Source organism: Pseudomonas sp. M5, from assembly GCF_016907075.1.
Classification (GTDB): Bacteria; Pseudomonadota; Gammaproteobacteria; order Pseudomonadales; family Pseudomonadaceae; genus Aquipseudomonas; species Aquipseudomonas putida_E.
The window spans coordinates 5,285,537-5,299,612 of sequence record NZ_JAFBBH010000001.1 but is presented as its reverse complement, the minus strand read 5'-3'; the positions used below and the strand labels follow the sequence as shown (position 1 = coordinate 5,299,612).

At 63.4% G+C, this 14,076-nt stretch carries 12 protein-coding genes; 4 read left to right on the top strand and 8 right to left on the bottom strand.

Annotation, left to right across the window (positions count from 1 at the left end; translation table 11 throughout):
* Positions 1-86: 86 nt before the first annotated feature.
* From pepN to JOE27_RS24100, 6 genes are read right to left on the bottom strand one after another with little or no spacing between them, the layout of a single operon-like run.
* A complete protein-coding gene (gene pepN, locus JOE27_RS24125; protein WP_115275651.1) occupies positions 87-2,744 on the bottom strand; it encodes an aminopeptidase N in 2,658 nt (885 codons plus the stop codon).
* Between the two features lie 13 nt (positions 2,745-2,757).
* Entirely contained in the window at positions 2,758-3,588 is an 831-nt protein-coding gene (locus JOE27_RS24120) for a DUF2797 domain-containing protein (RefSeq protein WP_204920522.1), read from the bottom strand.
* Positions 3,585-3,845: a DUF1315 family protein gene (locus tag JOE27_RS24115; protein ID WP_012313483.1), complete on the bottom strand. Its 261-nt coding sequence runs from the start codon at positions 3,843-3,845 to the stop codon at positions 3,585-3,587. Before JOE27_RS24115 ends, JOE27_RS24120 begins: the two co-directional genes overlap by 4 nt.
* Before the next feature lie 13 nt (positions 3,846-3,858).
* Positions 3,859-4,737 carry a rhomboid family intramembrane serine protease gene (locus JOE27_RS24110; RefSeq protein ID WP_204920496.1) on the bottom strand — a complete coding sequence of 293 codons (879 nt, stop codon included), beginning with the start codon at positions 4,735-4,737 and terminating at the stop codon, positions 3,859-3,861.
* On the bottom strand, positions 4,734-5,705 hold the full coding sequence (locus tag JOE27_RS24105) for a metallophosphoesterase (protein WP_046786515.1): 972 nt from the start codon (positions 5,703-5,705) through the stop codon (positions 4,734-4,736). Before JOE27_RS24105 ends, JOE27_RS24110 begins: the two co-directional genes overlap by 4 nt.
* Entirely contained in the window at positions 5,705-6,595 is an 891-nt protein-coding gene (locus JOE27_RS24100) for an NAD(+) kinase (protein WP_012313480.1), read from the bottom strand. Before JOE27_RS24100 ends, JOE27_RS24105 begins: the two co-directional genes overlap by 1 nt.
* Here JOE27_RS24100 and JOE27_RS24095 point away from each other — a divergent pair.
* Together JOE27_RS24095 and JOE27_RS24090 are read left to right on the top strand one after the other, a co-directional pair.
* Complete coding sequence (locus JOE27_RS24095) at positions 6,594-7,622, top strand: DUF1853 family protein (protein ID WP_237859589.1); 1,029 nt, start codon at positions 6,594-6,596, stop codon at positions 7,620-7,622. The two genes, JOE27_RS24100 and JOE27_RS24095, sit on opposite strands and share 2 nt — an antisense overlap.
* Before the next feature lie 138 nt (positions 7,623-7,760).
* A complete protein-coding gene (locus JOE27_RS24090; RefSeq protein WP_119688545.1) occupies positions 7,761-8,306 on the top strand; it encodes a cytochrome b in 546 nt (181 codons plus the stop codon).
* On the opposite strand, the gene JOE27_RS24085 is transcribed toward JOE27_RS24090, so the two are convergent.
* The gene (locus JOE27_RS24085) at positions 8,297-9,196 is read right to left on the bottom strand and encodes a pyridoxal-phosphate dependent enzyme (protein ID WP_119688544.1); all 900 of its coding nucleotides are present in this window, start codon (positions 9,194-9,196) and stop codon (positions 8,297-8,299) included. The two genes, JOE27_RS24090 and JOE27_RS24085, sit on opposite strands and share 10 nt — an antisense overlap.
* Before the next feature lie 71 nt (positions 9,197-9,267).
* On the bottom strand, positions 9,268-11,304 hold the full coding sequence (locus tag JOE27_RS24080) for an NADPH-dependent 2,4-dienoyl-CoA reductase (protein ID WP_204920494.1): 2,037 nt from the start codon (positions 11,302-11,304) through the stop codon (positions 9,268-9,270).
* Positions 11,305-11,552: 248 nt separating this feature from the next.
* On the opposite strand from JOE27_RS24080, the gene JOE27_RS24075 reads away from it, so the two are divergent.
* Both JOE27_RS24075 and JOE27_RS24070 read left to right on the top strand, forming a co-directional pair.
* Positions 11,553-13,007 carry a TrkH family potassium uptake protein gene (locus JOE27_RS24075; protein ID WP_115275646.1) on the top strand — a complete coding sequence of 485 codons (1,455 nt, stop codon included), beginning with the start codon at positions 11,553-11,555 and terminating at the stop codon, positions 13,005-13,007.
* Between the two features lie 105 nt (positions 13,008-13,112).
* Complete coding sequence (locus JOE27_RS24070; protein ID WP_204920492.1) at positions 13,113-14,063, top strand: TAXI family TRAP transporter solute-binding subunit; 951 nt, start codon at positions 13,113-13,115, stop codon at positions 14,061-14,063.
* Positions 14,064-14,076: the final 13 nt, after the last annotated feature.

Below are 14,076 nucleotides of genomic sequence, written 5' to 3'. Positions count from 1 at the left end.
TTGCACAGCCCAATCGCCGGCAAGCCGGCCACAGGTACTGCACCGCCCTGAAGCCATGTGCAGTACCTGTGGGAGATCCCAGGCATTTATGCCAGGCTTTTGCTCACCACTTCATACACATCGCTGGACAGCGCCCCGGAAGCGAGAATCCGCTCCAGCTCGCCCTTCATCAGCGCCTGGCGCGCGTCGTCATACTTGCGCCAGCGGGTCAGCGGTGCCAGTTGACGCGAAGCGATCTGCGGGTTCAGCGCATTCAGCTCGATCACAAGGTCCGCCAGGAAGCGATAACCCGAGCCATCGGCCGCATGGAAGTTGACCAGGTTCTGTCCGGCAAACGCACCGACCAGCGCGCGCACCTTGTTCGGGTTTTTCAGGGTGAACGCCGGGTGCTGCATCAGCGCCTTGACCCGCGCCAGCCCGCCCGGCAAGGCACTGGCTGCCTGCACACTGAACCACTGATCCATGACCAGCGGGTTGTCCTTGAAGTGCTCGGCGAACGTTTCCAGGGCCTTGGCACGCTCGGCCTCGAACGGCGAATTGACCAGCACGGCCAGCGCCGTCAGCCGTTCAGTCATGTTGTCGCAGTTGTCGAATTGCTCAAGGGTCGCTGCCAGCACCTGCGGTTTACCGCTGAGCATCAGGTACGACAGAGCAATGTTCTGCAGGCTGCGACGGGCGAAGTGCTCGGCTGCGGCGACGTAGGCGGTGTTGCGCGAAACCTCGCGGTGCGCCTGATAGCGCGCCCACAGGCCATCGAACAACTGCTCGGCGATCTGCCGGCGGGCGAATTCGCGTGCCGTGTGGATGGCGTCGACATCAGCCACCTGGCTGATCTCGGTCAGGTAGGCTTCGCCCGGCAGCGACAGCATCTCGGCAACCATCGCGGCGTCCAGCGACTCGTTGGCCAGAACAGTGCCCAGGGCAGTGATCAAGCGCTGATCGAGTTTCAGTGCTTCACCACGCTGATGCTGGCCGATCAACTCCTGCAGTACCTGTACCGACAGTTGCTGACCCGCTTCCCAGCGGTTGAAGCCATCGCTGTCGTGCTGCATCAGGAACATCAGCTGGTCACGGTCGTACGGGAAGCTCAGCTTCACCGGCGCACTGAAGCCGCGCAGCAGCGATGGCAGCGGCTTGGCCTGGATACCTTCGAAAGTGAACGTCTGCTCGGCCTCGGTCACCGACAGTACGCGGCCAGTACCAACAGCGGCGGCCTCACCGGCCAGGCGCAGTGGCAGGTCGTTGCCCTCGGCATCCAGCAGGCCCAGCTCCACCGGGATCACGAACGGCAGTTTCTCGGCCTTGTCCGGCGTCTGCGGGCAGCTCTGGCGGAAGGTCAGGCTGTAGGTTTGTGCTGTGGCGTCGTAGACCTCGCTGACATCCAGGCGCGGCGTGCCGGCCTGGCTGTACCAGCGCTTGAACTGGGTGAGGTCGACGCCGTTGGCGTCTTCCATGGCTTTGATGAAGTCATCGGTGGTCACCGCCTGGCCATCATGGCGTTCGAAGTACAGGTCGCTGCCCTTGCGGAAACCCTCGGCGCCCAGCAGGGTACGGACCATGCGCACCACTTCGGCGCCCTTCTCGTACACGGTCAGGGTGTAGAAGTTGGAAATCTCGATGAAACTGTCCGGGCGCACCGGGTGGGCCATGGGCCCTGCATCTTCGGCAAACTGGTGGGTTCGCAGGTAGGCGACGTCCTCGATGCGCTTGACCGTGCGCGAGTTCATGTCGGCGCTGAATTCGGCGTCGCGGAACACCGTGAAACCTTCCTTGAGCGACAACTGGAACCAGTCGCGGCAGGTCACGCGGTTGCCCGACCAGTTGTGGAAATACTCGTGGGCGACCACGCCTTCGACACGCTGGTGGGCAGCATCGGTGGCGGTTTCGGCGCGGGCCAGCACGCAGCTGGAGTTGAAGATGTTCAGGCCCTTGTTTTCCATGGCGCCCATGTTGAAGTCATTGACCGCGACGATCATGAAGATGTCCAGGTCGTACTCACGACCATAGACTTCCTCGTCCCAGCGCATGGACTTCTTCAGGCTGACCATGGCGTGGTCGCACTTGTCGATGTTCTCGGGTTCGACATAGATGCGCAGGGTCACGTCGCGGCCGGACTGGCGCACGAACGTGTCCTCGACGCACCACAGGTCACCGGCCACCAGCGCGAACAGGTAGGCCGGTTTCATGAACGGGTCTTCCCAGGTCGCCCAATGACGGCCATCTTCAGCCGGCCCGCTGCCGATCGGGTTGCCGTTGGACAGCAGCACCGGGTAGCGATGCTGCTCGGCGATCACCGTGGTGGTGAAGGTGCTCATCACGTCCGGGCGGTCGAGGTAGTAAGTGATCTTGCGGAAACCCTCGGCCTCGCACTGGGTGCAGAACATCTTGCCGGACTTGTACAGGCCTTCCAGCGCAGTGTTGCTCTCGGGGTGGATCTTCACGCTGGTGTCGAGGGTGAAACGCTCGGCTTTGGGGTGCAGCGTGAGGCTGTCGGCTTCGAGCTGGTAGTCGCTCGCCTGCAGTTGCTGATCGTCCAGCGAGGCGCGCAGCAGCTCGAGCTGCTGGCCGTCGAGCACCAGTGGCGGCAGGCCGGCACCGCGTGCCGGATTGCGGCGCATGACCAGTTGCGCATGGACCAGCGTGTGGTCCTCGAACAGCTCGAAGGTCAGGTGCGTCTCGTCGATCAGGTACTCGGGCGCCTGGTAGTCCTTGAGGTAGATCACTTGCGGTTGTTCGGTACGCATGTGCAGGTCCTTTTTACTGGAGCACGGCCAACTGGTAGGCCGTGTACTTGCGAATATTGATCACGCCGGTGTCGAAGATCAGGTACTGGCCCTTGATACCCAGCAGCGTGCCTTCCACCACCGGGTCCTTGTCGAGGTTGAAGCTGACGATCTTCTTCGGGTAGGCCTGGACCGGGTATTTCATCTGCACCACTTCGGCATCGGGCAGCGGCTGGATCGCCTGCAGGCCGAAGCGCGCCTGCAGATCGCGCAGGCCATCGGCGCAGGCATCGAAGATCTGCTCGCGAATGGCCACCAGGTCGAGCACCTCGGCGTCGCCCTTGAGCAGCGCGCGCCAATTGGTGCGGTCCGGCACCTGGCTGCGCAATACGTCTTCGACCAGGCCCGATTGCTGGCGGGTCGCCACGCGCATGATCGGCAACGCCTGGCTCGCACCCTGGTCAAGCCAGCGGGTGGGCAACTGCGTAGCGCGGGTGATGCCAACCTTGACCCCGGACGAGTTGGCCAGGTAGACCACGTGGTCGGTCATGCAGAACTGCTCGCCCCAGGACGGCTCGCGGCAGGTGCCGGCGGCGTAGTGGCAGCGTTCCGGCGCCATGATGCACACGTCGCACTGGGCCAGCTTGGTCATGCACGGGTAGCAGTAACCCTGGCTGAAACTGGTCTTGGTGCGTTTGCCGCAATGGCTGCAGTGAATGGCGCCGAGGTATTGCAGGCGCAGGGTCTGGCCGATCAGCGGGTTGACCGGCACCTGCGTGTCATCCAGGCGAAAGCTGTACTGCACCACGGGTGCTTCCAGGCTTACCGCCATCTTGCTCAAAGAGCCACGAGCGAGTTCGATCAATGTACCGAGTCCGACTTGAACAGAATGTTAGGGATCGGCGCAGACTTCGATGCGCACTCCTGGGGCCCCATGTAGCCGGTACGCTGGTCTTCTGGCAGGTTCTTCATCTCCCAGGCGATCACCGCCTGCAGCGACAGCTCCTTCTGCTCGGGGGTGAGCTTGCGGCCATCGGACCATTTGCCGATTTCCACGGCCGTTTTCAGGCTTTCGTAGATCTGCGGCGTGATGTTTTCGATCATTTGCGCGAACGTGGACATAGCGTCTCCTAAATCAAGCGGACAGTTTACGCCGCGCCAGCGCACCACCCAAGAGGCCCGTCAGGCATCCGATGAGCAGCCCGCCGACGTGCGCGGCGTTAGCGATCTGGCCAAAACCGAGTTGGCCGACCACACCGGTCAGGCAGATGACCAGCCAGATGAGCATCATCACCAGCACGCCCTTGGGCAGGCTGAAGTGTGGGTTGGGCGCCAGCCACTGGTACAGCCAGACATGGCCGAGCAAGCCGTACAGCACCCCGGACAGGCCGCCGAACAGGCTCGGGCCACTGGTGTAGTGCTGGGCCAGGTTGGACACCAGGCTGAACAGCAAGGTCAGGCCAGCCAGCAACCAAGGGCCCTGGCGCAGTTCGATGCGCTTGCCCAGTTCCCAGTACCACATGCCGTTCATGGCCAGGTGCAGTACGCCGAAGTGCAGCAGCATCGGCGACACCAGGCGCCACCATTGGCCTTCGGCAAGGCCCTGGGCCAGCGGCGTGAAGTGCAGGTATTCACCCTGGACGCGGTAGTCGAGGAAGGTGAACCAGCTGATGGTGGTGAGGTTGTCGCCCAGGCGGGTAAGGCCGGCGACGATCAGGCACAGGAAGAGGACGGCAGCGGTGACCTTGCAGGCTTTCGCCTGCTCGGCCAGTGTCGGCCCTTTCGCCGGCAAGTCGCCTTGCGCAGGGGCCTGCGCAAGCTCGACCTCAGCGTTGCCGTCTGGGTAGCGCTGGTAGAGTTGAAGAACATCGGCGGCCATGGTTTCCGGCGCCCAGAGCACCTGGGCTTCGCCCTCTTCGCTGACCCGGTGCGGCACCTGCAGGCGTTGCAGCAGGTGCACGAAGCCGCTGAGGTCGACCGACAGCGGCAGGCGCATCACTTCGACGATATTCATTGATTGGCCTGCGGTCGATCGACGTCGACCCAGACGAACTTGTGCGGGTCGATCCGGGTTTCATCATCCAGCCGATAGGCCGCCAGCTTGCCGTACAGCACCGCACTGTAGTCCAGGCAGGCCAGGTTGGGGCGGATCGGCGCCGGGCGGCCGCTGCGCCAGTAATGGCCGACGAACAGCAGCGGCTCCTCTTCGGCATAGCGTAGCAAGGCATTTTTCTCGGTGTGGCTGAGCGGCGTGCGGGCCACCTCATCGGGCAGCGCGTCAGGCTGGAAGACGATGTCGCCATAGGTCTTCGGGTCTTCTTCCCAGAACTTGGTACGGAAGAAGGCGCGGGTCAGGCCATCGCCGCCGGTCAACGTCAGGCCGTCCGGCAGGCGCATGTCGGTGCCGCGCAACAGGCGGTTGCAGACCGTGGAGGCGAAGCTGCCGGGCACGGCCGAGGCCTGGATGAAGTGTTCGTCGATGCGCCCGTCGGGGTATTGCTGGCGCAGCGGGTCGATCAGCCGCGGGTCCCAGCAGGCATGCACCAGGCGGAACCGCCCGGCGTCGACGAACAGCGGCATGTCGTAGAACCACTGCAGAAAATCGTGCCAGTCACCGGGGTGGTGGGCGAACTGGGTCAGGGTCTCGTCGATCAGACGGGCATGGCGCGGCGTGTGCTCGCGCACGTAGGCCTTGCCGCTGCCGGGCAGCGCCGGGGTTACCCAGCCCAGGGCGTTGTATTCGTGGTTGCCCATGATACAGAAGGCCTGGCCGGCCTCGACCATGTCGTGGACGATGTGCAGCGCCTCGCGGATACGCGGGCCGCGGTCGACGATGTCGCCGAGGAACAGCGCCTGACGCCGCGGGTGGCACCAGACACCACCGACACGCTTGTAGCCGAGGGTGTCGAGCAGGCGTTCGAGGGTCAGCGCACAGCCATGCACGTCACCGATGATGTCGAAACTTCGCGCCGGATCGAACATCAGTCGTCCCTGCCCCCCAGGCGGCTGCCCCAACCGAGCTTGGTGCGGCAAACCTCGTAGTAATTGTGGCCCAGCGGGTGGATCAGGCGCAGTTTCTGCGGCTTCTTGCTCACGGTGATGGTATCGCCGGGGGCGCAGGTGAAGTGGTTCTGACCGTCACAGGATACCTGCGGGTAGATCTGCAGGTCCTTGGACACCACGATCTTCAGCTCGCTGTTGCCGTCGACCACGATCGGGCGGCCCGACAGGGTGTGCGGGTACATGGGCACAATGACAATGGCGTCGAGCTTGGGGTGCATGATCGGGCCGCCGGCCGACAGCGCGTAGGCGGTCGAGCCTGTGGGGGTGGCGACGATCAGGCCGTCGGCCTTCTGGCTGCAGACGAACTGGCCGTCGATGTAGATCTCGAACTCGATCATCCGCGTCGACTTGCCCGGGTGCAGGACCACATCGTTGAGCGCATCACCCTGGCCGATGGCCTCGTGGTGGCGGCGCACCTCGGCCTGCAGCAGGAAGCGGTTTTCCACCAGGTAGTGGCCGTCAAGCACTGCGGCGACCTTTTCTTCTAGCTCGTCCGGGCGAATATCGGTGAGGAAGCCCAGGTTGCCGCGGTTGATCCCCAGGACAGGGATGTTGTGCCGTGCCAGAGCACGCGCGGCGCCGAGCAGGCTGCCGTCACCGCCGACGACGATGACCAGGTCGCATACTTCGCCCAGCAACTTGCGCGTGGAGGTCTGCAGGCCGTGGCCAGGCAGCACTTCGGCAATGGTGTCCTCGAGGATCACGTGCAGGTGGCGCTCGAGGAGGAATTTTTTCAGTCGGCGAATGGTGTCGAGCACCTGCGAGCTGCCAAGGCGGCCGATGATACCGATATTGCGAAATTGCTCCATGGGGCTCCTGCAAGGCTCTGCGGCGGGTGACTATGCCGCGATTATGGGCGAAACGACCGGGCAGCGGCAAACCGGCTATGCTCGCAGCATGATGCCTTTCGCCGAACTCCACGACCTGCCTCGCCAATTGCGCCGAGCCGCCGTGCGCGACTTGGCCTGGACGCTGCTGTCGCCACCGCTGCTGAGCACACCGCCCTGCCCCCAGCGCCATCCGCTGGCCGGCAGCACCTGGGCGGTAGACCCCCAGCGCCTGAAAGACTGGTTACAGGCGCTGGATGCCGACGATCAGCCCCTGCGTGAGTGGCTGGCAAACAGCACCAGCCGGCGCCTGGGCCTGTACTACGAAGGCCTGTGGCAGTTCGCCCTGGGCCAGGCGCCCGGTGTCGAGCTGCTGGCGGCCAACCTGGCGATCCGTACCGGTGGGCGCACGCTGGGCGAGTTGGATATTGTGCTGCGCGATGCCGACGGCACCCACCATCTGGAGCTGGCCATAAAGCTCTACCTGGGGCCAACGGACGGCCAAGGCCATGACCCCGCGCAGTGGCTCGGGCCGGGTTGCCATGACCGGCTGGGCACCAAACTGGCGCACCTGGCCGGGCACCAATTGCCCATGTCGGCAGACGCACAAAGCCGTGAGGCGCTGGCCGGGCTTGGTATTGGCCAGGTACAGGCACACCTGTGGCTGGCGGGGTATCTGTTCTATCCGTGGTTTGGGCACGCCGAATCGCCTGCAGGGGCCAACCCGCTGCACCTGCGCGGGCGGTGGTTGCGGCGGCGGGATTGGGCACTGGCCAAGGTGGGACGCTGGCAGCCCCTGCCCCGCCATGCCTGGCTGGCACCGGCAAGGTTCGAGGCCGATCAAGGGTGGACCGCGCGGCAGTTCGCTCAATGGCTTGAGGGGCTTGACCCGCAAGCACCGGCGCAGATGCTGGTCCGGCTTGAACCAGGCCCGGAAGGCGAATGGCATGAGGTGGACCGCGTGTTTCTGGTGGCTGACAGCTGGCCGCACTTGCACCTTAGCGGGTAAACCACCCCGGCATTGAGAGCAGCAGGCCGCAAACACCCTTTCACCGACCCAGCGCAATGATTTAATCCCAGCAGCGATTACAGTTACCTCTGAGCGCCGCCAAGAGCGCCACTTTCGACCTGATGACGAGGACCACCCATGGTTTCATCCAGCCCCGCGCCCCACTACGCACGCCTGTCCATCGCCCTGCATTGGCTGATGCTGGTGCTGCTGGCCGCTGTCTACGCCTGCATCGAGTTGCGTGGCCTGTTCCCCAAGGACAGCGCCGAGCGCAACCTGATGAAGGACCTGCACTTCATGCTCGGCCTGACGGTGTTCGTGCTGGTTTGGCTGCGCCTGGCCGTGCGCCTGCTCCGCCCTGCGCCGCCCATTGTGCCCAAGCCTCCCGCCTGGCAGACCGGGCTTGCCCACGTGATGCACCTGGCGCTGTACCTGTTGATGATCGGCTTGCCGCTGGCCGGCTGGCTGATCCTCAGTGCCGCCGACAAACCGGTGCCCTTCTATGGCCTGGAGTTGCCGCACCTTATCGCTGCGGATCCGGACCTGGCCAAGTTCATCAAAGGCTGGCATGAACGCGTGGGCAGTTGGGGGTACTGGCTGATCGGCCTGCACGCGCTGGCCGGGCTTTATCACCACTATGTAGTGCGCGACAACACGCTGCTGCGCATGCTGCCTTACAAGTAGCCGCGTCGGCCCTGCAGGCCACCGGTGTGCAAAAAGATCAGGCGAGTGCTGGGCTTGAACAGCCCGGCCTCGACCTGCCCACGCAGGGCCATCAGTGCCTTGCCGGTGTAAAGCGCCTCTAAAGGGACACCCGTGCTGGCCTCAGCCTGTTCGATGAAAGCCTGCAGCTCATCATCGAGCCTGGCAAAACCCTCTCGGCAGGCCTCGTGCAACTGGTACCCGGCCGTACCGGCCAGCGCCTTTATGGTCTCGGGTACACCATGGTCCAGCGGCACTGCCAGGGCGCCATGCACCCTGTGCGCGCCGGCCTCGGCCAGCACCAGGCCAGCCAGCGTGGTCCCGGTGCCAGCGGCCAGCCACCAGGCGTCATAGTCCGGCCAACCCAATGTGCCCAACTGGGCCTTGGCCTGCTCGACGATCAATGCACACCCCTGGGCACCAGCCTGCCCGCCACCGCCTTCGGGGATGCAGTGCCAGCCGGGATACAGCGCTTGCCAAGGTGCCCAGAAGCCGGGGTCATGACGGGCACGGTAGCCTGCGTAACCAAGCCAGTGCAATTGCATCCCCAGCGCCTGCAGATCACGCACCGTGGGGGTGTCCTGGGCATGGCCGCGCAACAGACCAACGGTGGCGAAGCCGAAGCGCTTGCCGGCGGCGGCCAGGGCATGGAGATGGTTGGAGTGATTGCCGCCGAGGCTGATCAACCCGGCGGCGCCCGAGGCGTGGGCGTGCAGCAGGTGGTGGCGCAGCTTGAACCATTTGTTGCCGCTGATCAGGGGGTCGATCAGGTCCAGGCGCAGGATGGCGGCTTCAACGTTGGCACTTTTCAGCCAAGCAAGCTCGAGGGGCTGTAAAGGTGCCTGGGGAAGGTCATGAAAGCGGGTAAACATGTTTCAGCGCCTGATGCGAGGCCGTCAGTCTACCAGTGAAAACCTGGGGCCGCTTTGCGGCCCCGGCCATCTCAAAGCTCTGCAGCCAGACGCGAGCCCTGGTTGATCGCCCGTTTGGCATCCAGCTCGGCCGCCACATCCGCGCCGCCGATCAAGTGCACCGACTGCCCCGCAGCCAGCAGCCCTTCGTGCAGCTCCCGCAGCGGCTCCTGCCCGGCGCAGATGACCACGTTGTCCACCGCCAGTACCTGCGGCTCACCTTCAGCTACGCGGATGTGCAGGCCCGCATCGTCGATCCTAAGGTACTCGACGCCGTTGAGCATCTGTACCTGCTTGTTTTTCAGGCCCGTGCGGTGGATCCAGCCGGTGGTCTTGCCCAGGCCATCGCCCACCTTGGCCTTCTTGCGCTGCAGCAGGTACACCTGCCGTGCCGGTGCATGCGGCTCGGGCTTGATGCCCGCCACGCCGCCTCGCGCCTGCAGCTCGCGGTCGATGCCCCACTCCTTCCAGAACGCCTCCCGGTCCTGGCTGCTGGCCACGCCCTGATGCACCAGGTATTCGCTGACGTCAAAACCGATGCCGCCAGCACCGATCACCGCAACCGACTCACCCACTGGCTTGCGCTGGAGCAGTACGTCCAGGTAGCTGAGCACTTTGGCATGCTCGACGCCTGGAATGGCCGGCGTACGCGGCGCGATGCCGGTGGCCAGGATGATCTCGTCGAAAGCGCCTTCCAGCAGGGCCGGCACATCGACCCGGGTGTTCAACCGCAGGTCGACACCCGTGCTTTTCAGCTTGTTGCCGAAATAGCGCAGGGTCTCGAAGAACTCCTCCTTGCCCGGCACCCGCTTGGCCACGTTGAACTGCCCGCCAATTTCGCTGGCTGCATCGAACAGCGTCACCTCGTGGCCGCGCTCTGCGGCCACGGTGGCAGCCGCCAGGCCGGCCGGGCCGGCACCCACCACGGCAATGCGCTTGACCGTGGGCACCGGCAGGTAATTGAGTTCGGTTTCGTGGCAGGCCCGCGGGTTGACCAGGCAACTGGTCAGCTTGCCGCCGAACGTATGATCCAGGCACGCCTGGTTACAGCCGATGCAGGTATTGATTTCATCGCCGCGCCCCTGCGCCGCCTTGTTGACGAACTCCGGGTCGGCCAGGAACGGCCTGGCCATAGAGACCATGTCGGCATCGCCCTCGGCCAGTACGGCTTCAGCCACTTCGGGGGTATTGATGCGGTTGGTGGTGATCAACGGAATGGTCACCGCCCCGCGCAGCTTGGCGGTAACTTTGCTGAACGCGGCACGCGGCACCTTGGTGGCGATGGTCGGGATGCGCGCCTCGTGCCAGCCGATCCCCGTGTTGATGAGGGTCGCGCCAGCCCGTTCGACGGCTTTGGCCAGCAACTCGATCTCGTCCCAGGTGCTGCCGCCCTCGACCAGGTCGAGCATCGACAGGCGGAAGATGATGATGAAATTCGGCCCCACGGCCTCGCGCACCCGGCTGACGATCTCGACCGCCAGGCGCATGCGGTTTTCATAGCTGCCGCCCCAGCGGTCAGTACGGTGGTTGGTGTGGGCGGCAAGGAACTGGTTGATGAAGTAGCCTTCCGACCCCATGATTTCGACGCCGTCGTAACCGGCGCGCTGTGCCAGCACGGCACAATTGACGAAATCGGCGATCTGCTTCTCGATCCCGGCCTCGTCCAGCTCTTTAGGCTTGAACGGGTTGATCGGCGCCTGGATCGCACTGGGCGCCACCTGCCGGGGGCTGTAGGCATAGCGCCCGGCATGCAGGATCTGCAGGCAGATCTTGCCGCCAGCGGCATGCACGGCCTCGGTGACGATGCGGTGCTTGTCAGCCTCCTCCTCGGTGCTCAACTTGGCTGCGCCGGAATACACGCCACCTTCATCGTTGGGCGCGATACCGCCAGTGACCATCAGCCCAACGCCGCCACGGGCACGCTCTGCAAAATACGCAGCCATGCGTTCGAAGCCGCCGGGACGCTCCTCAAGGCCGGTGTGCATCGAGCCCATCAGGGTGCGGTTGGCCAAGGTGGTGAAGCCCAGGTCGAGCGGGGCCAGCAAGTGCGGATAGCGGTCGGCAGCCATGGAACGGTTCCCCATGTGGCGTGATCACGGAATGCGGGTGCCTCGGCGGGCCCCGTCGTTTATCTGCCAACGACATTAAACAGCCGTTTGAATGCGCTCAATGATCGAAACTGACAACTTACTGATCATCCTGCACAGGCGAACTGCAGTACCGGCGGTGAGATACACCCGCACTTTTACGCCTTTTTTACTCGACATTATGCAATGGCAGTCGATACTGCCGGTCATTGCCCCTGTGAGCCTGCTCGATGCCTCTGCCTGCTTTGCGCTTCATCGCCTTCATCATCGGCGTATTCCTGATTACCCTGGCGGTCAGCATGGTCATCCCCATGGCCACGCTGCTGCTGTATGGCCTTAGCGACGACCTCGGTGCCTTCCTCTGGTCCAGCCTCATAGCCCTGTGCGCAGGCCTTGTGCTGGTGGCTCGTGGCATACCCGATGCGCCGCAGCTAAGGGCCCGAGACATGTACTTCCTGACCACAGCCAGCTGGGTCATCGTCTGCGCGTTCGCAGCCCTGCCCATGGTGTTCATCCGGCATATCAGCTACACAGATGCATTCTTTGAGACCATGTCGGGCATCACCACCACGGGCTCGACGGTACTTACCGGCCTGGACAGCGCATCGCCCGGCCTGCTGATCTGGCGATCGCTGCTGCACTGGCTGGGAGGCATAGGCTTCATCGGCATGGCCGTCGCGATCTTGCCGTTGCTGCGCGTGGGCGGCATGCGCCTGTTCCAGACCGAGTCCTCGGACTGGTCGGACAAAGTGACGCCCCGTTCACACGTCGCGGCAAAAATGATCCTGGTGATCTACCTGGGGCTGACAGCACTCGGTACATTGGCCCTGTGGGCCGCCGGCATGACCCCTTTCGACGCCATCAATCATTCGATGTCGCTGATCTCCACGGGTGGCTTTTCGACGTCCGATGCATCGCTTGGCCACTGGACTCAGCCCGCTGTGCATTGGGTGGCGGTAGTGATCATGATCCTCGGAAGCCTGCCCTTCGCCCTGTATGTAGCGACCTTGCGTGGCCACCGGCGCATCCTGTTCAAGGACCACCAGGTGCGTGGCTTTCTCGGCTTTCTGGTCTTCGTCTGGGTCACAGTAGGCAGCTGGTTGTGCTGGCATAGTGACCTGGCTTGGTGGGATGCCTTTCGTATCGTGGCGGTCAATGTCACCTCAGTGGTCACCACCACGGGCATTGCGGTAGGGGATTACACACTGTGGGGCAGCTTCGCTGTTCTGTTGTTCTTCTACCTGACCTTTGTCGGTGGATGCTCAGGGTCCACGGCCGGCGGCCTTAAAATTTTCCGTTTTCAAGTCGCCGCGTCGCTGCTGGTCAGCAGCTTGAAACAATTGATTCATCCGCGGGCGATGATCTCGAAAAAGTATAATGGCCATCCCATAGATGAAGAAATCGTGCGCTCATTGCTGACGTTCTCCTTCTTCTTCTCCGTCACCATTGCAGTGATCGCATTGGCGCTGACCCTGATAGGGCTCGACTGGACCACTGCCCTCAGTGGCGCGGCGACAGCTGTATGCAACGTTGGGCCAGGGCTGGGCAGCGTGATCGGTCCTGCCGGCAACTTCAGCTCACTACCGGACGCTGCGAAGTGGCTACTGACCATCGGCATGCTGCTAGGCCGGCTCGAGATTCTCACCGTGCTGGTGCTGGTCGCGCCTGCCTTCTGGAGGTTCTGATTGCAGGGCAGCAAGTGGGGGCAGCAATAAATGCGGGCAGGATCCGTTTATTCGTTCTAGGTTTACTGACGCAGGGAACTAGAACAATAAGCGGAGAATATCCCCATGAACCGAGCCCTTCGCCTGGCATTGGCCAGCACCGTACTGGCAGCTTGCGCAACAGCCCAGGCCGCACCAACCTTCATCAACATCCTCACAGGTGGCACCAGCGGCGTCTACTATCCCATCGGCGTGGGGATATCACAGATCTACAGCCATGGCATCGAGGGCAGCAAGACCTCAGTGCAAGCCACCAAGGCATCGGTGGAAAACCTCAACCTGCTGCAAGCCGGCCGTGGCGAACTGGCGTTCGCGCTGGGAGATTCGGTGGCGGATGCCTGGAACGGAGATGCCGAAGCCGGCTTCAAGGCACCTTTGAAGAAACTGCGTGCCATCGCCGGCACCTACCCCAACTACATCCAGATCGTCGCCAGCAAGGAGTCAGGCATCACCTCGCTGGAAGACCTCAAAGGCAAACGTATCTCGGTCGGTGCGCCGAAGTCCGGCACCGAGCTCAACGCCCGCGCCATCTTCAAGGCAGCAGGGCTCAGCTACCAGGACATGGGCAAGGTCGAATACCTGCCGTATGCCGAATCCGTAGAGCTGATCAAGAACCGTCAGCTGGACGCCACACTGCAATCTTCCGGGCTCGGTCAGGCGGCAATCCGTGACCTGGCCGCTACCCTGCCGGTAGTGTTCGTACCCGTGCCAGCCGCCATCGTGAGCAAAATCGGCAACAGTGCCTATCAACCCGCGACCATTCCCGCCAAGACATACGATGGCCAGGATGCTGACGTGCCAACCGCAGCCATCACCAACATCCTGGTCACACGCGCCGATATCAGCGATGACATGGCCTACGACATGACCCGGCTGATCTTCGAAAACCTGCCGCGCCTGGTCACCGCCCACTCGGCAGCAAACGATATCCAGGCACAGAATGCTGCGAGAAACCTGCCCATTCCACTGCATCCAGGCGCAGAACGGTACTTCAAAGAGAAAAACCTGCTCCCCTGACTATTGACTCGAC

Bases quoted from the DNA above. Each gene is read 5' to 3' on its own strand.
- pepN (WP_115275651.1), bottom strand. From the start codon at position 2,744: ATGCGTACCGAACAACCGCAAGTGATCTACCTCAAGGACTACCAGGCG.
- JOE27_RS24115 (WP_012313483.1), bottom strand. From the start codon at position 3,845: ATGTCCACGTTCGCGCAAATGATCGAAAACATCACGCCGCAGATCTAC.
- JOE27_RS24110 (WP_204920496.1), bottom strand. From the start codon at position 4,737: ATGAATATCGTCGAAGTGATGCGCCTGCCGCTGTCGGTCGACCTCAGC.
- JOE27_RS24105 (WP_046786515.1), bottom strand. From the start codon at position 5,705: ATGTTCGATCCGGCGCGAAGTTTCGACATCATCGGTGACGTGCATGGC.
- JOE27_RS24095 (WP_237859589.1), top strand. From the start codon at position 6,594: ATGGGGCTCCTGCAAGGCTCTGCGGCGGGTGACTATGCCGCGATTATG.
- JOE27_RS24100 (WP_012313480.1), bottom strand. From the start codon at position 6,595: ATGGAGCAATTTCGCAATATCGGTATCATCGGCCGCCTTGGCAGCTCG.
- JOE27_RS24090 (WP_119688545.1), top strand. From the start codon at position 7,761: ATGGTTTCATCCAGCCCCGCGCCCCACTACGCACGCCTGTCCATCGCC.
- JOE27_RS24085 (WP_119688544.1), bottom strand. From the start codon at position 9,196: ATGTTTACCCGCTTTCATGACCTTCCCCAGGCACCTTTACAGCCCCTC.
- JOE27_RS24080 (WP_204920494.1), bottom strand. From the start codon at position 11,304: ATGGCTGCCGACCGCTATCCGCACTTGCTGGCCCCGCTCGACCTGGGC.
- JOE27_RS24075 (WP_115275646.1), top strand. From the start codon at position 11,553: ATGCCTCTGCCTGCTTTGCGCTTCATCGCCTTCATCATCGGCGTATTC.
- JOE27_RS24070 (WP_204920492.1), top strand. From the start codon at position 13,113: ATGAACCGAGCCCTTCGCCTGGCATTGGCCAGCACCGTACTGGCAGCT.